The 19,036-nt window shown below is 61.1% G+C and carries 18 protein-coding genes and 1 pseudogene; 9 read left to right on the top strand and 10 right to left on the bottom strand.

Annotation, left to right across the window (positions count from 1 at the left end):
• Positions 1 to 8: 8 nt before the first annotated feature.
• The 3 genes from BC1002_RS30225 to BC1002_RS30215 form a co-directional block, all read right to left on the bottom strand.
• A complete protein-coding gene (locus BC1002_RS30225) occupies positions 9 to 1,334 on the bottom strand; it encodes an MFS transporter (protein ID WP_013093774.1) in 1,326 nt (441 codons plus the stop codon).
• 117 nt (positions 1,335 to 1,451) lie between these two features.
• Positions 1,452 to 2,201: an SDR family NAD(P)-dependent oxidoreductase gene (locus tag BC1002_RS30220; protein ID WP_013093773.1), complete on the bottom strand. Its 750-nt coding sequence runs from the start codon at positions 2,199 to 2,201 to the stop codon at positions 1,452 to 1,454.
• A 164-nt stretch (positions 2,202 to 2,365) separates the two neighbouring features.
• Positions 2,366 to 3,259 carry a LysR substrate-binding domain-containing protein gene (locus BC1002_RS30215; protein WP_013093772.1) on the bottom strand — a complete coding sequence of 298 codons (894 nt, stop codon included), beginning with the start codon at positions 3,257 to 3,259 and terminating at the stop codon, positions 2,366 to 2,368.
• Positions 3,260 to 3,288: 29 nt separating this feature from the next.
• On the opposite strand from BC1002_RS30215, the gene BC1002_RS30210 reads away from it, so the two are divergent.
• Positions 3,289 to 3,696, top strand: a complete 408-nt coding sequence (locus BC1002_RS30210) for an amidohydrolase family protein (protein WP_238538079.1) — start codon at positions 3,289 to 3,291, stop codon at positions 3,694 to 3,696.
• A gap of 45 nt (positions 3,697 to 3,741) precedes the next feature.
• Here the strand turns inward: BC1002_RS30210 and BC1002_RS30205 are convergent, their stop codons facing one another.
• Positions 3,742 to 4,038 carry a hypothetical protein gene (locus tag BC1002_RS30205; protein ID WP_013093771.1) on the bottom strand — a complete coding sequence of 99 codons (297 nt, stop codon included), beginning with the start codon at positions 4,036 to 4,038 and terminating at the stop codon, positions 3,742 to 3,744.
• 98 nt (positions 4,039 to 4,136) lie between these two features.
• The gene (locus BC1002_RS30200) at positions 4,137 to 4,643 is read right to left on the bottom strand and encodes a PRC-barrel domain-containing protein (RefSeq protein ID WP_013093770.1); all 507 of its coding nucleotides are present in this window, start codon (positions 4,641 to 4,643) and stop codon (positions 4,137 to 4,139) included.
• On the opposite strand from BC1002_RS30200, the gene BC1002_RS30195 reads away from it, so the two are divergent.
• Positions 4,642 to 5,232: a hypothetical protein gene (locus tag BC1002_RS30195; protein ID WP_238538078.1), complete on the top strand. Its 591-nt coding sequence runs from the start codon at positions 4,642 to 4,644 to the stop codon at positions 5,230 to 5,232. The two genes, BC1002_RS30200 and BC1002_RS30195, sit on opposite strands and share 2 nt — an antisense overlap.
• A 19-nt stretch (positions 5,233 to 5,251) precedes the next feature.
• Here BC1002_RS30195 and BC1002_RS30190 read toward each other — a convergent pair whose 3' ends face one another.
• Positions 5,252 to 5,755, bottom strand: a complete 504-nt coding sequence (locus tag BC1002_RS30190; RefSeq protein WP_041735654.1) for a flavin reductase family protein — start codon at positions 5,753 to 5,755, stop codon at positions 5,252 to 5,254.
• A gap of 452 nt (positions 5,756 to 6,207) precedes the next feature.
• Between BC1002_RS30190 and BC1002_RS30185 the strand changes: the two genes are divergently transcribed.
• From BC1002_RS30185 to BC1002_RS30175, 4 genes and pseudogenes are all read left to right on the top strand, one after another.
• A complete protein-coding gene (locus BC1002_RS30185) occupies positions 6,208 to 6,627 on the top strand; it encodes a TadE/TadG family type IV pilus assembly protein (protein WP_018436008.1) in 420 nt (139 codons plus the stop codon).
• A gap of 10 nt (positions 6,628 to 6,637) precedes the next feature.
• Positions 6,638 to 7,825, top strand: coding sequence for a pilus assembly protein TadG-related protein (locus BC1002_RS30180; RefSeq protein ID WP_013093766.1), 1,188 nt, complete (start codon positions 6,638 to 6,640; stop codon positions 7,823 to 7,825).
• A gap of 106 nt (positions 7,826 to 7,931) precedes the next feature.
• Positions 7,932 to 8,159: a hypothetical protein gene (locus BC1002_RS38060; protein ID WP_157874820.1), complete on the top strand. Its 228-nt coding sequence runs from the start codon at positions 7,932 to 7,934 to the stop codon at positions 8,157 to 8,159.
• Positions 8,160 to 8,658: 499 nt separating this feature from the next.
• Positions 8,659 to 9,411, top strand: a pseudogene (locus BC1002_RS30175) (lipoyl protein ligase domain-containing protein).
• Between the two features lie 324 nt (positions 9,412 to 9,735).
• Here the strand turns inward: BC1002_RS30175 and BC1002_RS30170 are convergent.
• Together BC1002_RS30170 and BC1002_RS30160 are read right to left on the bottom strand one after the other, a co-directional pair.
• Entirely contained in the window at positions 9,736 to 10,095 is a 360-nt protein-coding gene (locus BC1002_RS30170; protein WP_013093765.1) for a hypothetical protein, read from the bottom strand.
• 436 nt (positions 10,096 to 10,531) lie between these two features.
• Complete coding sequence (locus tag BC1002_RS30160; RefSeq protein WP_238538077.1) at positions 10,532 to 11,773, bottom strand: FkbM family methyltransferase; 1,242 nt, start codon at positions 11,771 to 11,773, stop codon at positions 10,532 to 10,534.
• Positions 11,774 to 12,449: 676 nt separating this feature from the next.
• On the opposite strand from BC1002_RS30160, the gene pstS reads away from it, so the two are divergent.
• Positions 12,450 to 13,484, top strand: a complete 1,035-nt coding sequence (gene pstS, locus BC1002_RS30155) for a phosphate ABC transporter substrate-binding protein PstS (protein ID WP_013093761.1) — start codon at positions 12,450 to 12,452, stop codon at positions 13,482 to 13,484.
• A 138-nt stretch (positions 13,485 to 13,622) separates the two neighbouring features.
• Complete coding sequence (locus BC1002_RS30150; protein ID WP_013093760.1) at positions 13,623 to 13,820, top strand: DUF3562 domain-containing protein; 198 nt, start codon at positions 13,623 to 13,625, stop codon at positions 13,818 to 13,820.
• Positions 13,821 to 13,831: 11 nt separating this feature from the next.
• Here BC1002_RS30150 and BC1002_RS30145 read toward each other — a convergent pair whose 3' ends face one another.
• Entirely contained in the window at positions 13,832 to 14,758 is a 927-nt protein-coding gene (locus tag BC1002_RS30145) for a LysR family transcriptional regulator (RefSeq protein WP_041735649.1), read from the bottom strand.
• Positions 14,759 to 14,888: 130 nt separating this feature from the next.
• On the opposite strand from BC1002_RS30145, the gene BC1002_RS30140 reads away from it, so the two are divergent.
• Positions 14,889 to 16,283: an MFS transporter gene (locus BC1002_RS30140; protein WP_013093758.1), complete on the top strand. Its 1,395-nt coding sequence runs from the start codon at positions 14,889 to 14,891 to the stop codon at positions 16,281 to 16,283.
• Here BC1002_RS30140 and BC1002_RS30135 read toward each other — a convergent pair.
• Complete coding sequence (locus BC1002_RS30135; protein ID WP_013093757.1) at positions 16,264 to 19,014, bottom strand: MGH1-like glycoside hydrolase domain-containing protein; 2,751 nt, start codon at positions 19,012 to 19,014, stop codon at positions 16,264 to 16,266. The genes BC1002_RS30140 and BC1002_RS30135 overlap by 20 nt on opposite strands.
• Positions 19,015 to 19,036 lie beyond the last annotated feature (22 nt).

Raw genomic sequence — 19,036 nt, 5'->3', positions numbered from 1 at the left:
AGAGAGGTTCATCGGTTCACGGATCGCGCGGGCACCAGAAAGACCAGCAAGGCGCCCAGCGTCACCGCGGCGGAAATGAAGATCAGCCCGGCGGTGGACTTGCCGGTCAGATCGTTGAGCCAGCCGACGATCGCCGGAGAGAAGAAGCCCGCCAGATTCGCGAAGCAGTTCACCGCGGCGATACCGGCCGCCGCGGACATGCCGCCGAGCAGCGCGGTCGGCAGCGACCAGAACTGCGACGACGAAGCGAGAATGCCTGCCGACGCAACGCTCAGGCACACGATCGACGCGCCGACGCTGCCAAGCAGCGGCAACGTCGCGAAGCCAGCGGCGGCGACCAGCATCGGAATCGCCAGGTGAAAGCGGCGCTCGCGGCGACGGTCCGCGCTCATGCCGATCAGCGGCAACGCGACGATCGCGCACAGATATGGAATCGCGGTGAACAGGCCGACCCACAACGGATCGGCGACGCCGGCCTTGCGGATGATCGTGGGCAGCCAGAACGTCAGGCCGTACTGGCCCAGCACCACGCAGAAGTAGATCGCCGCCATCAGCCACAGGCGCCGGTCGCCGATGAACTCGCGGATCGACACGTGCGTGACCGTCTGTTGCGCATCGTTCGCGACGTTGCGTGTGAGCAGCGTTTTCTCCGCATCGTTCAACCACTTCGCTTTGGCGATGCCGTCATCGAGATACAGCAGAATCGCGATGCCGAGCACGAGCGATGGCAGCGCCTCGAGCAGGAACAGCCATTTCCAGCCCGACATCGACAACGCGCCGTGAAGCGAATGCATGATCGCGCCGGACAGCGGTCCACCGATGATGCCCGCGAGCGGAATCGCCATGAAGAACAGCGACAACGCTTTGGCGCGACGCTCCGCCGGGAACCAGTAGGTCAGGTAAAGGATCACGCCGGGCGCAAAGCCCGCTTCGGCCACGCCGAGCAGAAACCTCAGCACATAGAACGCCGTAGGTGTTCTGACGAACACGAAGCTCGCGGAGATGACGGCCCACGTCAGCATGATCCGCGCGAGCCAGCGGCGCGCACCGACGCGGTGGAGGATCACGTTGCTCGGCACCTCGAAAAGGAAGTAGCCGAGAAAGAAGATGCCGGCGCCCATCCCATACACCGTTTCGCTGAACTGCAGATCGTTGAGCATCTGCAGCTTCGCGAAGCCGACGTTCACGCGATCCAGGTACGCGCCGAGGTAGCACAGCATCAGGAATGGAATCAGCCGCCGGGCGACTTTCGCATAGGTCCGCGCTTCGAACGTGAGCTTGCCGTTTCGCGGTATCACGTCGCCTGCAACGGTCGCGGTGTATTTCGCTTTCATCGATGTCTCCTGGGTGGGCCACGGCAGGCGCTGCTGCGCGTGTCCGCGGCCACGTACCATGTGCCCCGGATAGTGTTCCGGGTGCGTTGCTTGCGCCGTGTGGCGGCGCGCAGTGTGTCAGTGAATCAGCATGCCGCCGTTGACGTCGAGCGTGATGCCCGTCAGGTAGCTCGACAGGTCGCTCAGCAGAAACAGGCACGCGTTCGCGACGTCCGCGGCGTCACCGAGCCGGCCGAGCGGAATGCCTTTGATGATGTCGTCGCGCATCGCGGGGGTTAGTTTGTCGCCGGTGATATCGGTATGGATGAGGCCCGGCGTGATCGAGTTCACACGGATATGGTTCGCGCCGAACTCACGCGCCATCGCCTTGGCGAGACCGAGCACACCCGCTTTCGCGGCGCTGTAGTGCGGGCCGCCGAAGATGCCGCCGCCGCGCTGCGCCGAGACCGAGGACATGCAGACGATGCTGCCGCCGTTCTGCTCCTTCATCGCCGGAAGCACCGCTTGCGACATGTACAGCGTGCCGCGCAGATTGACGTCGACGATCGCGTCGAAGTCCTTGCCGCCGATCTCGAGCGTGCGCACCGGCTGCGTGATACCCGCGTTGTTGACGAGACCGTCGATGCGTCCGAAGCGCTGCAGCGTCTCGCGCGCGGCCGCGATGCAGGCGTCCTTGTCGGTTACGTCGCATGCCAGACCGAGATGCTTCGCGCCGAGATCGGCGGCCGCGCTTTGCGCATCTTCGCGGCGCAGATCGAGGATCACGACGCGTGCGCCTTGCGCGGCCAGCGCGCGGGCCGTGGCCTTGCCGATGCCTCGCGGCGACGCCGCGCCCGTCACGATGATGGTCCGGTTCTCGAGCAACATGATTTGTCTCCTGTGTGTTGACTGGTGCCCAGAGTGTCGGCTCGCGAGGCGCCCGCATCAACGCGGAAACGCTCAGCAATAGCTGAGAAAAATTCAGATGACGGATGCAGCGCACGCCCCGCGCTATGCCAGGCGTGCAACCGGACGCAAACGAAACCCCGGATTCAGCCCCGCAAGTAGGCAGCCGCTTCGCGCTCGATCCACGCAAGGAAGCGCTCGACGCGCGGCAGGTCCGCGTTCTGCGCCGGATAGACGAGATGATGGGCACCGACTTCGACCGCGAAGCTGGCGTCGAACACGGGCACGAGCAGGCCTTCGCGTATCTTCACCGATGCGAGCATCAGGCTTTCGAGCGCGATGCCCAACCCGAGTGCCGCGGTTTCGAGCGACATGTACGAGCGGTCGAACGAGAAGTCGAAGGTCTTGTGCGCCGCGGAGACACCGGTCCTGCCGAACCACTGTTTCCACTGCACGAGCGGCGACTCCGAATAAATCAGCCGATGCGACAGCAGGTCTTCCGGCGTCTTCACAGGGTGTCGCGCGAGGTACTTCGGCGACGCGAGCGGCGCGATGAACTCGCCACGCACCGTTTTGACTTCGACATTGGTCCAGTTGCCGTAGCCGTGGCGCACGTCGATGTCGTAGAAGCCGTTCGAGAACGACACGTTTTCGTATGAGCAGGCGACGTTCAGCTGGATGTCGTCGTTCGCTTCCTGGAACGACGACAGTCGCGGCAGCAGCCACATCAGGCCGAAGCTCGGGCTCGAATGCACGCGCAGGATCTCGACGTCGGTACGGCTCGACGCGCGTTCGGTCGCGCGGCTCAAGTCGGCGAGCGAGCCCGTCACGTCGGCCAGATAACGCTCGCCGGTCGGCGTCAGCACGAGGCCGCGGCCGGAGCGCTGGAACAGCGCCTGCCCAATGATCGATTCGAGGTTGCTCAGCTGATGGCTCACCGCCGACGCGGTCAGGCCAAGTTCGTCGGCCGCGCGATTCACGCTTTTCGTGCGGGCAACGCTTTCGAACGCGATGATCGCCTTCAGCGGTGGGATGCGCATAGTGAAATTTCTTTCAGTTGCAGTTGCAGTTGGATGAAACCGCCTTGTTCGCGAGTGATGCGCACTGCCATTCTGTTCGTAAGCCGCACCGATACCGATATGGCGCAGTGCACCACTGCCCACGACGGACCGCCATGCATTATCCGGTTTTTCCTTCGCCGCCTTTTGCCTGTTTGGTTCGTGCGCCTTCGCCCCAATTTCGCGCGGGCGTCGTTGGGTGCGAAAACGCTGTCGACAGCATTCGCCCGTACGTGCTGTGCGCGATCGAGGCGTTCGGCATGGAGCGCTGCATGTTCGCGAGCAACTTCCCGGTCGACAAGCCGTTCAGCCGTTACGACGCGGTCTTCAACGCGTTCAAGCCTATTACGAAGGACTTTTCAGCGCGAGGGCAACGTGCGCTGTTTCACGACAACGCCGAGCGGGTTTATCGGCTTTGATGTGTGTGAGTGGCCGCCCGGCGGCGAGCGTGCGAATGCGGCACTTCAACGCGTCGCAGCTGCGTCTTCCGTCTCGCTCGCCTCGTGCGTCGAATTTATTGGCGGTGGTTGCTGATTCACGTCGACGACGATCTCTGGTTGCTTGTACTCCAGCAGGCCGGCGACCGGGTTCGCACCCTGCCGCCGCCCGGGACGCCCCGCATACGCGCAACACGCGCCGACCACGAATGCGCCCAGCGCGGGCAGCGGAAGCGCAAGGCTGAGAAACACCGAACCCGTGCCGATTGCCACCCACGCCACGAAGGAAATGTTCTTTCGATTGATTAGTGCGCGTCGGATCATCGTCGTTTCTCCTTTGCCGCACGCCGCGCCTCGTGTGCTCGTCGCAACAAGGTTGGCGTGCGTGAGATAGCGGTGCCGGAGCGCCGGGATGGGGGCCTTCAGAGCCCGGTCGTCGGATCGATACGTGCCGCGGGATCGCTTTCGACGACACCGCGCGTGGCTTCCCAGTACGGTTCGCGATGATAGAACTGGTGGACCGACGTGCCCCATTCGCGATCGGCCATCGCCGGCCAATGGTCCTTGTCGAAGCCCGGCGAGCTTTTCACCTGCTCGGCCGTGGCGTCCAGCTGGAAGCACTTGCGGTCCGTGTCGAGCGTCAGCGCGCGCCAGGGAATCGCGTGCAAGGTGCCGCCGAGGCCGAGAATAGCGCCCTCCGTCAGCACCGCATACGCGATGCGACCGCTGCGCACATCGAGCATGATGTCGGAAATCTTGCCGAGGTCCTGGTCATCGGAAGAAATTACCTTGTTGCCGTCGAGGGTGGCGGCGGCCATTACCTCGGGTCCGGGACCATCGCCGACGCCGCTGCCGGCGATACGTGCGCCGGTGGCCGTCTGTGCGGGAGTCACGGAGGCGTTCGGGTCGAGGGAATCGAGCGGGTCCATGTCGAAACTCCTATTTCCACGGAATACCTGTGGTGCGCAAGACCCGTACCTGATGCAAGATTCGACGACTAGAATAAAACCATGCCGTGTCGAGACGGCCGCGCTGCACCCGGATAGGGGAGCGATCATGCGTTGTGGAATCGTTGGTCTATGCACTGGCGTGGCGGGCGTATTTGCGCTGTGCGGCTGCGTCTATTACGGTCCTTATTCGTACTATCCGGGAGCGGGTGGTTATTACGCCTGCACCAGCGGTACGGCCACCGCCACCACGGAATCAGCGACCGGCAACGCGCCTACGCCGGCAAGCGGGACGGCCGCCGCGAATGGGGCGCCAAACGACCTGCCGTTGTCGGGACAGGATTGCACCTATGTCGCGGTTCCTGCGCCTGCTTATTACGGCTATTCCGGGTATTACGGTTATCCGGGCTATTACGGTTATCCCTACGGCTACCCATACGGTTATCCATGGGCTGGCTACTACGGATGGTGGGGACCGTCAGTGGTGATCGGAGGCTACTGGGGCGGTGGCTATCATCATGGCGGCTACTACGGCCACTGGCACGGCGGACATGGCGGGCACTGGCATTGAGCGGCCAGCACGCCACCAATCACGAAAACGTGCTGGGATAAAGGTCCTCGCTCATGTCGAGATTGCCAGTCTGCGCATAGATCAGCGGTTCTCCGCCCGCGCCGGCTAGCGCGCCATCGACGACACGCCCGATTACCAGCCGATGATCTCCCGCCGCGATGTCATTGACCATCCGGCATTCGAAATGCGCGAGCGCATCGACCAATAGCGGCGCGCCGGTCACGCCGGTACGCCAGCGAGTCGTCGCGAGCTTGTCGACGGCGCGGCCCGACTGCGTGCCGAAGTGTTCGGCGAGCTTCTGTTGATCCGCGCGCAACACGCTGATCGCAAACACCGCGCCGCTGCGCAGCAGTTCGTACGACTGATGCTCGGGACTGATGCCGAGCGCGACGAGCAATGGTGCAAACGAAACCTGCATCACCGAGCTCGCGGTGAACGCATTGCGGCGCTCGCCGTCCGCTACGCCGATCACATACACACCTGACGTCAGATGCCGGAAAAGCTGCGCGATCCTGTTGCTCATAGAGAAGGTGGACAATTCCAAGGTGTTGTCGTCGATCGCCGATTTGCCGCTATTGCAGAAGAATTGTGCGGAAGCGCGCAGATTTCCCCGATTGGGCTCGTATGCTTTGGAGCTATAAACGGAAGCCAAAATGACAACCAGATGGCTTCCAGAGGCCCTTCGCATTCAGCAATCACATGCGGAGCGTGGCACTCATCGTCGGGGGACATCATGAGAAATCAAGCGAAGAGCACCGTCGCGATTCGATCATATATCAAACGTGCCGCGTCATCGGTGTTAGGTCGATATGCGCCGGCTCGATACCGTTCAGTCACCCCAACTTCGATTCCCTGGCGCTAGCCGCGCCTTTGCGAAATTCAAGATCGCGTCCACCGAATCAGCGTCCGGAGCAGAGCGCAAGCTTTAGCGGCAAGGTGCTGTCGGTGATATTGCGTGACCGCCTACGGAGTCAAATGATGAACCTGAAAAAAAAGCAAAACGGCGTGGTGGCCGTTGAAACCGCGCTCGTGCTTCCGCTTCTGTTGCTGATCGTGTTCGGCATCGTCGAGTTCGGCCTGGCCCTGTACGACCAGGCTGTCATCACCAACGCCGCCAGGGAGGGCGCGCGGGCGGGCATCGTACTGACGAGTCCCAGGCCCACGACGACGGACATCACGAGCGTCGTGACCGGCTATACGTCCTCATACCTGATTTCGTTTGCGACGAAAAACCCCACGCCGTCGGTCTCGGTGACCAACGCAGGCGGGTCGTTCGGCACCGCGTTGGCGGTCAAGGTCTCGTACACGTTCACCGGGTTGCTGCTCGGCCCCCTGATGAACCCGCTGACTGGGCCGATCACGTTAAGCTCCACGGCCACGATGAACAACGAATAAGAAGAACATCATGCGTACCGTCCATACCATGCGTACTCAGCGCCGCGCAAAATCGATGAACAAGCAGAAGGGCGCGGTGGCCATCATGGTGGCCCTGCTGCTGCTGATGCTCCTAAGCTTCGCGGCGCTCGCGATCGACATTGGCAACCTGATGGTGGCCCGCACTCAGGCACAGACTGCCGCCGACGCCGCGGCGCTTGCAGGGGCACAGTGCCTGTATGCACAAGCCAGCAACGCTAGTTGCAACAACGCGAGCGCCGCCAATCCGGATTGGAACGACTCGCAGACCGTGGCTGTTTCGTTCGGACCGAAGAACAAAGTGCAGGGAGCGGCCGTGCAACTGCATTCATCGGATGTCACGACCGGCTATGTGAATGTGACCAATGTTGCGGCCGGCGTATCCCAGACAACCGTGCCGGTAGCAAGCGGAAACATCGTGCCCGCGGTCCAGGTGACGGTCCACAAGGACGGGACCGACTCCAATGGGAGCGTCGCGGTGTATCTGGCGCAAGTGCTGAACGTCGCGTCGCTGAAGACGAGTGCGACGGCGACTGCGGTCGTGGCTAGTCCGGGAACCGCTGAAACCGGGGCACTGTTCCCGATCGTGATGTCGCAATGCCTGTACAACTCCTACTGGAATTCGGCGACCAACTCCCCCCTTCTTGCTACCAGTACAACCGACCCCCAAGCTGCCAACAACGGCACGCCTATTCCGCAGACGATCGGTCAACCGTACATCTTCGGGATCAGAGCGTCGTACCAGGCCGCCAATTGCAACGCAGGGCAATGGACGTCCCTCTCTTCTGCCAACAGCCAGCTTGGTTCCGACGCCATAGTCGGGTTGATGACGAGCGGAAACGCGAGTCCGATGTCTATCGGCCAACCGATCTATGTCGAAACGGGCCTGAATAGCAATGCGTTCCACAATGTTGGAACGTGTAGTCAGATTCCGGCGGGTTCGGCGGGTAGTTGTGCCTGGGTGACGGTAGCCGTCGTGAGCAACGTCACGGGGGGACAGGGGACTACTCCGCCGATCGTCGCATTCGGGTGCCTGCACATCCTGAACGAGACAGGCAGCGGCTCCAACGCAGTGATCACCGTGCAGATGGGCAACGATCCCAACTACTGCAAGAACAGCCAGATGGACGGCATCGGCCCCAACTATGGGACGATCATGATGCCGCGGTTGGTTCAGTGACTTTGCCTTCGAGGCGCGCTTCACAGCATGGCAACTCTGCGGCGTAGCAGAAGCCCGCCTCAACATCATCGTCGATCCGGAAGAGGAGCGGCGCTTTGCCGAGGCTGTGCGCAAGAGCCGTTCTTCGGCCGCGGCCGAACCGAGCGGGGAAACCGTTTCCGCTGCCCTGAAAGCGCTGCTTCTGGACCCGGAGGCACTATCCGATGAACTGGTTGGCGTGCGCCTCGAGATTCACCGCGACCCGCGCATGAAGGCCCAATATGTTTCTCAGCAACGCCAATGCAATCGCCAGCACCGCACCGAACGCATGGCTCGTGGAAATCAAGGGCTGTGACCACTGGGCACAGTATGGATAGCCAGAGAGATTCAATCAGGAAAGCATTGCATTTCTGCAAGAAGCCTAAGCGGCCAGACGACGAGCGGCATAAAGCGGGTCGACCAGCACTTCAAGCTGACAATGGTCGCGAGCAATCTTACGCGCATGGCGCGAATAATGGACGCGATGCATACCGGAGCGGTGCAATGAGCCGCCGACGCGCGCGGCCCGCGAGGCCTGGCATCCCCGCGCAGGCGCGTTGCCTGCGCAAACTGATCGGCGCATCCCGATTTCAGTTGGAAATTGCACGCGAAACACTCCTACCATCGCTTCGGTCCTCATGACGAGGTGCTTTTCAACAACCTGTTAGATGGATTGCACCGAAGCATCGCGCCCGTTCTACGTGAACGTTGACTGACTTTGAAACCGATGTCACATTCCTCGTTGCAAACGACGGGGCTTTGGACATTCCGTCTTGCAACCGGTCCTGTGAGTTGCTCTGTTTCGTGTTTTGATCATGACATTCGAATTCATCAAGCCTGATCCGACCGTCCTCGACCCCCTACAGGCAGAGCACACACTGCTGGACCTGGCAGCCCGTGGCCGCACCGTTGCTCAATTGTGGGAAGCGCCGAAGTCTTTGGTGGTACCGCGCAGCTATCTGCGTTAGCCCGAGTTCGAATCCGCACGCTCCGCTTTCTTTCGCGACGGATGCCCCGTCTGGCTACGCATGTCGGGCGGTGGGCTCGTACCTCAGGGCCCCGGGATTCTAAATTTGAGTCTGGCTTATTTCGTCGCGCAGCAGCCGAGCAAAATGAGCGATCCGGTCTATCTGCACTTATGCGAAGTTATCGGGAGCGCGCTGCGCGTGATCGGTGTCACGACCCATCACCAGGCAGTGTATGGTTCATTTTGCGACGGTCGCTTCAATTTGGCTTGGGGAGCTAGCACTGACGCCCGCAAGATTGCTGGCACGGCGCAGTATTGGCGACGGGCGCCAGCCGCGATGCGGACGGGCGATGGGCAGGGCCATCTGGTGCTCGCGCATGCCGTATTGCTTGTCAGCGCCGATCCGGATGAGGCGAACCGGCGGGCCAACGCCTTCGAAGAGGCCGTGGGCAGTGGCCGTCGATATGAGGCAAACAAGATCGTCACTGTGCAGCAGGCGCTGGGAGGGGCTGTGAGCGGCAGTGAGTCGGTGATGCCCGCTGTGTTGGCTGCGATCAAGGACAGTCTCAGCGGCATTCCACTGCCAACAAATACGCAGTAACCTTCGCACGCGGCCAGCGCGACCGTCGTAAATCGACGGCAGCGGCGCGTTCATCCAGGTGCCTATCGGCGGTCTATGCCCGCGGCTTGCTGCGGCGCTTGCAAATCGACCGCGTATCCTCTCGGGCCGAAGCGATCTCGCACTGTAAGCGCCTCGCACGACGTATGCGCGCACACCGGTGATTGTCAGCACGGGCCGCTGAATCGGTGCGGTCACACGGCCGAGGTTGCAACGAGCAGCAGTTTAGTCTGCGCAACTGCGCGGGTTTGTTAGAGCAAAACCATGCCGTCATGGCAGTCGACCGACTGGTCTTCCGCTAAGCGGTCACTCGGCGATTCCGTACCCCGGCCTTTGCCGCGCATACAGCAAAATCTCATCGGCCACGGCCCGGCCAAGTTCTGACCAGTTCATCGGCAACGGCACAAACACGCTGTTATTGTTGTCCGACGACACACAGAGCTTGATATGACTGACCTGATGGTTGGCGCCGTATTGGACTTGAAGGATTCGCGTAGTCGCCGATGGGTGCCACATCACCTTCCCGAGAAAGTACGAACGGGCACTGCCCCGTTCGGCGGGGTCGAGGACCAGATCGAAATATTCGGTCAAGAATGTGTGAAGCGCTTCTCTAGTCATGTCAGAACGTAACGGGTCGCGTCGTGGGAGTCCGATATGGACTGCCATGACAATCATTCCCGCAGGAGCGTATCGTCTATCACCCGCTGACCCGCGCTACAGCCCGCCATGAGTGCAGCCGCTTCCGTTTCGAACGGTTTTTGGGTGTCTTTCATCAGGCGGGTAGGAGATACCAGCGAAGTTGGCAATCCCTTCGCGCCAATAGACACGATTGCGACGAAGCCCCTCGGAGGTGAGGGCACAGCACGACCTGAGGGCTCCCACACCGGCTCAAGTTCAACGGTTATTTCGAAACCTTTGTAGGGGTAAGTCCTTTGCATATAGTGTGGTAGATGGTTCTTCGGCGCACTGGAGTTTGCATATTATTGTCCTCTCAAACCTGAGGATAGCCTTAAGAAGCAGAGCTGGATAAATATAACGCAGTTCAACTGCTGAGCAGCGTGATGGAGTAGAGCGCCATCACGTCTGTGCGCAAGGGCACCCACTAGTTGAGATGTTTATTAACGGCCAGGAAAACCAACTGGGATTCGTTGCCTTTATGGCTCACAGTAAAGCCATTTTGCTCGAGGAACCGCAAGAATGCCAAACCGTGACCCCTATCAGATCCGCCTGCCTCGCCAACGATCACGCGAACTTTCTGCGACAACAATCGGCCGTGCGGAAACAATATGGCATGCTCCGAGCCTTCGACATCAATCTTCAACAGATCCAGGACTTCCGACGAAAAGCCCCCCAGTAGCGTCGGAAAATCCGTTACGGGGACCTCGACTGTCTCCACGGAGGAATGCTCAACCATGTTCAGCTTATTTCCGCCAGTGTTGTCGGAGCTAATGAACAGCGTCCCCACGCCAGACTCCGAGGAAACCGCCATCTCCCTAAGCTCAATCGAAGATTGCAGCTGGTTTAGCTCGATGTTCTTCCGAATCAACTGAGCATTACGAGGTGCCGGTTCGACAATGATTATCTGCATGGGCTGTTTCAACAGCGCACTGATCTGGACAGAAAACGAACCGATATGGCCACCGAGATCGAGTACGGTAGTGCCTTGAAAGTCGATTCCCGACAGTTGGTCGAGATATTCGGATCTCACCTCATCGACAATACCCTCATCCATTGTGCCAGTTCGTACCGCAAACTGAAAACCGTACTTGCTGACGATGACTACGTCACCCGGCGCCTTGTTGTTCGCCACTTGCTCCGCGAGTTGCCTCGCTGACTCGGGATTGGGCACGGTGCTGAGGCGCAGACTCCTGTCGGCAATAACGATATACGCGCTATTCGCAAACGGAACTTGCATCTGCGCTATCGTCTCTGCGTACTGTGGCGGAAGTTGATTCAACATCGCGCGGTTGACTACCATCAAGCTCACCTGCGGAGAATATTCTCCGATAGGACACAGTTCCAGCCTGCCGTTCAACAACAACGGACGAACCATTCCAAATACCTTTTTCCAGTAGTTTGGAACCGCAATGATCAACCGATCATCCGAATTCAGCGAATTGAGATTTGGAACGAGCCACATCAACATTTCGATTGATTGTTCGTCCCCTGCTTGCCTGGCAAGAATCTTTACGGCTGAATCATTCTTTAGTTTTCCGAGGAACGGTGGCGCTGCACTGAAGAGCTTCAGGCGAGCGCGTGTATCAATGTAACTAAAGGCACGTCTTAGCAAGTTTCGGGCACCGCCCGACTTATAAGCCGATGTTATTTGCCGAATCAGTTCCATCTCGAAATATCTTGTGCGATGAGTGCGTTAAGAATCTGGACGTGCGGCGGGATTTCGCGATTGTAGTTGTATTGCACACCCGTCGCTCCCGTTGCAACGCCGAGATTGTCGGCGTTTCCCGTAAGGGTGTCGACTGACTGATCATCGCCGGTCAGCGTCCGCTCGTTAACCGGCCTGCCAAGCTAGACCTCTGTCTGTTGCGTCATTTCAAGCGCGGCATCTACCTGGTGCCATGGTCGAGGACGGTACTGCCCGGCGTTCCGTGCCGATGTGCCAGACTGGACGCATGTCCCGAAACTCGGCGAGATGCGCGAACGTGATCATCTGGACAATGCTTCAGGAACGATGCCGCGCTCCGGCCGCGCTGAACGCAGCGCGGCGGCTGTCAACGGAATGTAACTTGAAGTGCTTAAGTTTGAAGGTTCGAGCGATGGGTAGCCGTGCCGGGTGCGTGACGCCGATCAATGGGCGAAACCTTCTGGAAAAGCTCAATACAGACACGGACGTGCTGGAGCGGTTTGAAATGCATCATCGCAAGAACACCGCGCGCCGGCGCAAGTTGTGCGTGTCCAGCGGAGGTAGCCTGGGCCCCGGGATGCGTAGCTGAGGAATTGCGTCGCGGAGCGAAGCTTGCTGCAACCATTGATCCGGTCAGTCAATCTCGTGGAGGCAAACCATGCTGTTCAAACGAGGAATTGCAGTTCTTGCCGTTGCTCTACCCCTTGCGGCCGCGCAAGCGCAAACCGTCGACATCACCGGTGCGGGCAGCACGTTTGCAGCCCCGATCTATAACAAGTGGGCTGACGCCTACCACAAGGCGGGGGGCGGCAAGGTCAACTACCAGGGCATCGGTTCAGCGGGCGGCATCAAGCAGATCCTCGCGAAGACCGTCGATTTCGCGGGTTCCGACGCGCCGATGAAGGACGACGAACTGGCGAAGACTGGCCTGTTTCAATTCCCGACGGTGGTCGGCGGCGTCGTGCCGGTCGTCAACCTGCCGGGCGTGAAGCCGGGCCAGCTGGTTTTGTCGGGCGCGGTGCTGGGCGACATCTATCTGAACAAGATCAAGAAATGGAACGATCCGGCGATCGCCGCGCTGAATTCGGGCATGAAACTGCCGGATACGGACATCGCCGTGGTGCGTCGCGCCGACGGTTCGGGCACGAGCTTCATCTGGACGAATTTCTTGTCGAAGGTGAACCCGGAGTGGAAGTCGAAGGTCGGCGAAGGCACCACGGTGAACTGGCCGACCGGTACGGGCGGCAAGGGCAATGACGGCGTTGCCGCCTTCGTGCAACGCCTGCCGGGCGCGATCGGCTATGTAGAGTGGGCGTATGCGAAGCAAAACAACATGGTCTACACCAGCCTGAAGAACTCGGCCGGTGCCGTGGTTGCACCGAAGACCGAAACCTTCAAGGCGGCCGCCTCCGGCGCGGACTGGAAGACGTCGTTCTACCAGATCCTGACCAACGAGCCGGGCAAGGACGCATGGCCGGTCGTCGGCGCGACCTTCGTGCTGCTGCACGCGACGCAAGACAAGCCGGCGCAGGGCGCGGCAACGCTGAAGTTCTTCGACTGGGCGTTCAGGAACGGCGGGCAGGCTGCCAGCGATCTCGACTACATCTCGCTGCCGGATTCGGTCGTGTCGGAAATCCGCGGGCAGTGGAAGACCAAGGTCAAGGATGCGTCGGGAAAACCGGTGTTTCAGTGAAGGCCTCGTTGCGACCCGCCTCAAACAGCTCTTGGTCGGTCATGGGCAAAATCAATTGACTCAGATCAAGTTACGGCCGCAGTGAGGCGGGTAACGTGCGCGTGACGGTCTTTCATCACCGCACGCTGGGAGCAAGCAATGGTCACGCGCAACGTCGAGGAAGTCATCAGGCAGATTGCCGCCGCTACCGACACGCCTGAGGAAACGGTCACGCAGATGTACGCGCAGACGTGGATTGAATACAGCGAAGGTGCACGAATCACGGACTACCTGACGGTTCTGGTTGCTCGTCGTGTGCAGGACAACCTACGCGGGCGGCAACGGAATTCGCATTGAGAGTGGGATGGTCAAGCGCCGTTGGGCGATGCCGCGTCAGCGCCGAAGCGCTCGACCATAAATTCAATAAAGCTCCGAAGCTTCGGCGACGTCTGCCGCTCACGCAGATACAGCAGGCTCAGCGGGCGCTCGGGCGCGGCAAATGCCGGCAGCACTTCGACCAGCCGCTTCGCTCGCAGGTCCGCGGCCACCAGAACCTCGGGCAGCATCGCGATGCCAAGGCCGCGCAACACCGCCCGTCGCAGCGCTTCCGAATTGTCGATCCTCAGCCTGCCGTCGACCGGTACGCTCACGCGGCCGTCCGGACCCTGCAAGCTCCATTCGGCCTGCGCCGCGTGCCATTCCGAGCGCGGTGGGTACGCGTACGTCAGGCACTGGTGTGAGCGCAGCGCGTCGGGCGAAGATGGCGTGCCGTGCGTTGCCAGATACGCGCGTGACGCGCACAACACCAGACGGTACGGCTGCAGACGCCGCGCGACGAGATCCGGATTGCCCAGCGCGCCGATCCGAACCGCCGCCTCGAAGCCGTCGTCGAGCAAGTCCGACAGCGCGTCGGTGGCGACGATATCGAGCTTCACCTCGGGGTAGCGCTCGCAGTAATCCGCGATCACCGGCATCAGGCATTCGTTGCTGAATACGACGGGTGCGGTCACTCGCAGGCGTCCGCGTGGCGTTGCGAGGTGATCGAGCGCGAGTCGTTCAGAATCGTCGACCAGCCCGAGGATCTCGATGCATCGTTCATAGTAGGTCTGCCCAAACGCGCTGATCTGCTGCTTGCGCGTGGTGCGATGGATGAGTGTCGCGCCCAGCCGCGTTTCCAGCGCCTGGAGGTGGTTGCCGACCATCGTCGGCGACAGATCGCACGCCACCGCCGCCGCCGTCAGGCTGCCGCTTTCGACTACGCGCACGAACACGGTCATCGCTTTGAGGAGGTCCATTCCGCAATAATAATTGGTTCTGTTGTCATTTGCCGTGCGTTTATCAATCTTCGCAGTGGGAATACAGTCCGCGTACACGAGGCTTGCGGCCCATCCGGTTCCGCATCCCCCGACTTCATGCACGGACATCATGCGCAAACAGCTCAGCTCACCGGCTCGGTCACCACGTCTTGCCCTGCTCGCGACGAGCCTCGGCTTCGTCATCATCTGTCTCGACGTCACGGTGGTGAACGTCGCGCTCGCACGAATGCGCGATAGCCTCGGCCTCGATTCGACGGCGCTGGAATGGGTCGTCAACGCGTACACGCTGGCGTTCGCGAGTCTGCTGCTGTCCGCTGGCGCATTGGCCGACCGGTTCGGCGCGCGCCGCATTTTTCTGGCCGGGTTCGTGGTGTTTACCTGCGCATCGGTGGGGTGCGGGCTGTCGGATGGCGCGGCGCTGTTGGTCGGGGCGCGAGTGGTGCAGGGCATCGGCGCGGCGCTGTGCGTGCCGTCGTCGCTGGCGCTGCTCGGCGCGGCGTTTCCAGACCCGCATGCGCGAGCCAGGGCGGTCAGCGTCTGGGCGGGCACCGCGGCGCTCGCGCTGGGGGCGGGTCCGCTGGTCGGCGGCGTGCTCGTCGACCGCTTCGGCTGGCCGGCCATTTTTCTGATCAACGTGCCGATCGGCGTCGTCGGCATCTGGCTGACCATCGCTCATGCGCCGGAGACGAAGGGGCACGCGGCGCGTCGCGTCGACCTGGCCGGCCAGACGCTTGCCGTCGTTGCGTTGGTCGGCCTGACGTACGCGGTTGTCGAAAGCGGCAGGCTGGGCTGGACTGGCATGACCGTGTTGACCGGACTTGGCGTCGCGGCCGTTGCGGGCGGGCTGTTCGTCATCGTCGAGGCGCGGCAGGCCCAACCGCTTTTACCGCTCGCGCTGTTCCGCCATGCCGCGGTGAGTGTCAGCGCTCTAACGGGGCTGTCGCTGAATTTTGGCTACTACGGACTGATGTTCGCGATGAGTCTGTTCTTCCAGAACGCGCGTCACGACACGCCGCTCGAAACCGGCCTCGCGTTCCTGCCGATGACGGCGGTGGTCGCAGTCGCAAACGTCGCGTCGGGCTCGCTGACCGCGCGTTTCGGTTATCGCCTGCCGATGCTTGTCGGCCAGGCACTGGCGTCGCTCGGCTATGTTTCGCTCGCGTTCGTGCGGGTGGATAGCAGCGCGCTAGCAGTCGCGTTGCCGCTGCTCAGTGTGGGCGTCGGTGTCGCGCTCGCGGTGCCGTCGATCAACACCGCGGTGCTGGCGCACGTGGAACCGTCATACATGGGTATTGCATCGGGCGTGTTGAACACCGCGCGTCAGATTGGCGGCGTGCTCGGCGTGGGGTTGTTCGGTTCGCTGGTGCGGCCGGAGTTCGGCCATCTTGCCGAAGGGCTGCATCGGGCGGCGATGCTGGCCGCCTTGGTGACGCTTTTGAGCCTCCTGAGCATAGTCACGGGCCTCAAGACATCCGGATCGATGGTCACGGACGGCGCGAGTTGAGAGCGTTGTCGCTGCTGCCCGACTGTTGCGCGGCAGAGGCGGCCATCACGCGCCAGCGGTCGCTTTCGAGTACGGTTCGAGCATCGATCCGCCCGAACATGTCCAACAGAGGTGCGACGAGGCCCGTCCAGCCCGTCTGGTGACTGGCCCCCAGCCCTGCACCGTTGTCGCCGTGGAAATACTCGTAGAACAGAATCAGGTCGCGCCAGTGCGGATCGTCCTGAAACTTGCTGGTCCCGCCGTAGACGGGACGTCTGCCATCCGCATCGCGCAAGAACGTACCCGTCAGTCGCCGAACGATTTCCTGCGTCACCTCGAACAGCGTCATGTACTGTCCGGACCCGGTCGGGCATTGCACCCTGAACTCGTCGCCGAAAAAGCTGTAGAGATTCATCAGTGCCCTGACTACGAGCATGTTTACCGGCATCCATACCGGACCTCGCCAGTTGGAATTCCCGCCGAACATGCCCGTATTCGATTCGGCCGGCAGGTACTGCACTTTGTAATCGGTCCCGCCGACGTTCAGCACATACGGATGCTCGAGGTGATAGCGAGAGAGCGAACGGATGCCATGCGGTCCGAGGAACTCGTTTTCGTCGAGCAGGTATCCGAGCACGCGTTCGAGCTTGCGCCTGTTCAGGATCGACAGGAGTCTGCGCTCCCGATGGCCGATGAAGCCCGTATCTGTCGGCGCCACGTGGGCGAGCAGCTCCGGGTAGCGTTTGCGGAATTGGGCGATCAGCTCCATCAGTTTCGGATAGCGCGTCACCGAATCGGCTTCGAACACCGTGGTCGCGCACAGCGGCAGTAGCCCCACCATCGACCTGATCTTCAGCCGCATGGTCTGGCCGTCGGGAAGCCGCAGCAGATCATAGAAGAAGCCGTCATGCTCGTCCCACATGTCGTCCGGATGTTCGCCGCGCCGATCCATCGCGTAGGCGATCCACATGAAGTGCTGGACGAACCTGAAAGCGATCTCCTCGTACATCGGATCGTATTCCGTCAGGATGATCGCCATCTCCAGCATGCACTGGCAATAAAACGCCATCCACGCGGTTCCGTCCGCCTGTTCCAGCGATCCACCCGTCGGCAATTGCGCGCTGCGGTCGAACACCCCGATGTTGTCCAGCCCCAGAAAGCCGCCGGCGAACACGTTGCGTCCTGACGGGTCCTTGCGATTCACCCACCAGTTGAAATTGAGCATCAGCCCCTGAAACGAGCGCTCGAGAAAGCGCGGATCGGCCCGTCTCAGCTCTTTGCCGTACCGGTAGAGCCAAAGCGTGGCGGCGGCATGCACGGGAGGATTGACGTCGCTGAAGTTCCACTCGTAGGCCGGGATCTGGCCGCTCGGATGGACATACAGGGTGCGCAACATCAGCAGCAATTGCTCCTGCGCGAAATCGAAGTCGACGAGCGCCAGAGAGATGGTGTGGAAGGCCAGATCCCAGGCCGCGTACCACGGATACTCCCATTTGTCCGGCATCGAGATCACGTCCGCATTCAGCATGTGGAACCACCCGGTGTTCCGCACATCGAGCCGCTCGCCGTCGAGCAACGGATGACTGCCATGCTCGCGCAGCCATAGTTCGAGATCGAAGTAGTAGTACTGCTTGCCCCACAACATGCCCGCCAGCGCCTGACGATGCACCCGGCGCTGGTCTTCCGTCAGCGATTTCGGCGCGATGCGCTCGTAGAACTCGTCCGCATCGGCAATGCGTTCGTTGAAGGTGTTCTCGAAACCGTCGAACGCGTTGTCGCGGCTCGCTGCGCTGAGGCGCAGCCGGATCGTCACGCTGTCGCCGCCGGGTACGTCGCATACGTAATGCGCCGCCGCCTTGGTTCCCGTTCTGGCGGGATTCACCGCCTCGCGTTGCCCGCTGATCACATACGCGTGGAATGCGTCCTTCACATAGGGCGAAGCATTGGGTTGATTCCATAGACGCCGTGCATTGCTTTCGTTTTCCGTGAACAGCAGTTCGGTCGCGCCTTCGCAATAGAGCCAGTAGTTGCCCAGTTCATGATGGCTCGCTCGAATGACGCCCGGAGCCTCTTCGCACAGCGATGGCCTGGGATCGTCGTGGTTCTCCGACCATGTATTGCGAAACCATAGCGTTGGCAGGATTCGTAGCTGTGCCGCATCCCGCCCGCGGTTGTGCACGGAAATGCGCACGAAGATATCTTGTGGATCGCGCTTCGCGTATTCGACGAACACATCGAAATACCGGTCGTCATCGAATACGCCGGTATCGAGCAGTTCGTACTCGAGTTCTTCTCGCGACCGCTTCCGGTTCGTCTCGATCAAATCGAGGTACGGATATTCCCGCTGCGGGTACTTGTACAGATACTTCATGTACGAGTGCGTGGGCGTGCTGTCGACATAGAAGTAATATTCCTTCACGTCCTCGCCATGGTTGCCCTCGCTATTGGTGAGCCCGAAAAGGCGTTCCTTCAGAATCGGGTCGCGCCCGTTCCAGAGTGCGAGCGCGAAGCAGAGTCGCTGCTGATCGTCGCATAGTCCGCCGAGCCCGTCCTCTCCCCACCTGTAGGCGCGCGAGCGCGCCTGATCGTGAGTGAAATAGTTCCAGGCGTCGCCATCCTCGCTGTAGTCCTCGCGGACGGTTCCCCATTGCCGCTCGCTCAGATACGGCCCCCACTTCTTCCACGGCACCTGTGCCGGATGGGCGTCGTTCAAGCGTTTTTGTTCCGTGACATCGACGTCTGCGAGAGCCATTTCTGCCTCCGTTACGGCCGGA

This window comes from Paraburkholderia atlantica (genome assembly GCF_000092885.1).
GTDB classification, from domain to species: domain Bacteria; phylum Pseudomonadota; class Gammaproteobacteria; order Burkholderiales; family Burkholderiaceae; genus Paraburkholderia; species Paraburkholderia atlantica.
Note: the sequence above shows the minus strand (reverse complement) of the source record. Positions and strands in the feature narration are given on the sequence as shown.

Bases quoted from the DNA above. Each gene is read 5' to 3' on its own strand.
- BC1002_RS30145 (WP_041735649.1), bottom strand. From the start codon at position 14,758: ATGGACCTCCTCAAAGCGATGACCGTGTTCGTGCGCGTAGTCGAAAGC.
- BC1002_RS30205 (WP_013093771.1), bottom strand. From the start codon at position 4,038: ATGATCCGACGCGCACTAATCAATCGAAAGAACATTTCCTTCGTGGCG.
- BC1002_RS30200 (WP_013093770.1), bottom strand. From the start codon at position 4,643: ATGGACCCGCTCGATTCCCTCGACCCGAACGCCTCCGTGACTCCCGCA.
- BC1002_RS30220 (WP_013093773.1), bottom strand. From the start codon at position 2,201: ATGTTGCTCGAGAACCGGACCATCATCGTGACGGGCGCGGCGTCGCCG.
- BC1002_RS30160 (WP_238538077.1), bottom strand. From the start codon at position 11,773: ATGGAACTGATTCGGCAAATAACATCGGCTTATAAGTCGGGCGGTGCC.
- BC1002_RS30170 (WP_013093765.1), bottom strand. From the start codon at position 10,095: ATGGCAGTCCATATCGGACTCCCACGACGCGACCCGTTACGTTCTGAC.
- BC1002_RS30185 (WP_018436008.1), top strand. From the start codon at position 6,208: ATGATGAACCTGAAAAAAAAGCAAAACGGCGTGGTGGCCGTTGAAACC.
- BC1002_RS30195 (WP_238538078.1), top strand. From the start codon at position 4,642: ATGTCGAAACTCCTATTTCCACGGAATACCTGTGGTGCGCAAGACCCG.
- BC1002_RS30180 (WP_013093766.1), top strand. From the start codon at position 6,638: ATGCGTACCGTCCATACCATGCGTACTCAGCGCCGCGCAAAATCGATG.
- pstS (WP_013093761.1), top strand. From the start codon at position 12,450: ATGCTGTTCAAACGAGGAATTGCAGTTCTTGCCGTTGCTCTACCCCTT.
- BC1002_RS30150 (WP_013093760.1), top strand. From the start codon at position 13,623: ATGGTCACGCGCAACGTCGAGGAAGTCATCAGGCAGATTGCCGCCGCT.
- BC1002_RS30135 (WP_013093757.1), bottom strand. From the start codon at position 19,014: ATGGCTCTCGCAGACGTCGATGTCACGGAACAAAAACGCTTGAACGAC.
- BC1002_RS30140 (WP_013093758.1), top strand. From the start codon at position 14,889: ATGCGCAAACAGCTCAGCTCACCGGCTCGGTCACCACGTCTTGCCCTG.
- BC1002_RS30225 (WP_013093774.1), bottom strand. From the start codon at position 1,334: ATGAAAGCGAAATACACCGCGACCGTTGCAGGCGACGTGATACCGCGA.
- BC1002_RS30190 (WP_041735654.1), bottom strand. From the start codon at position 5,755: ATGAGCAACAGGATCGCGCAGCTTTTCCGGCATCTGACGTCAGGTGTG.
- BC1002_RS30215 (WP_013093772.1), bottom strand. From the start codon at position 3,259: ATGCGCATCCCACCGCTGAAGGCGATCATCGCGTTCGAAAGCGTTGCC.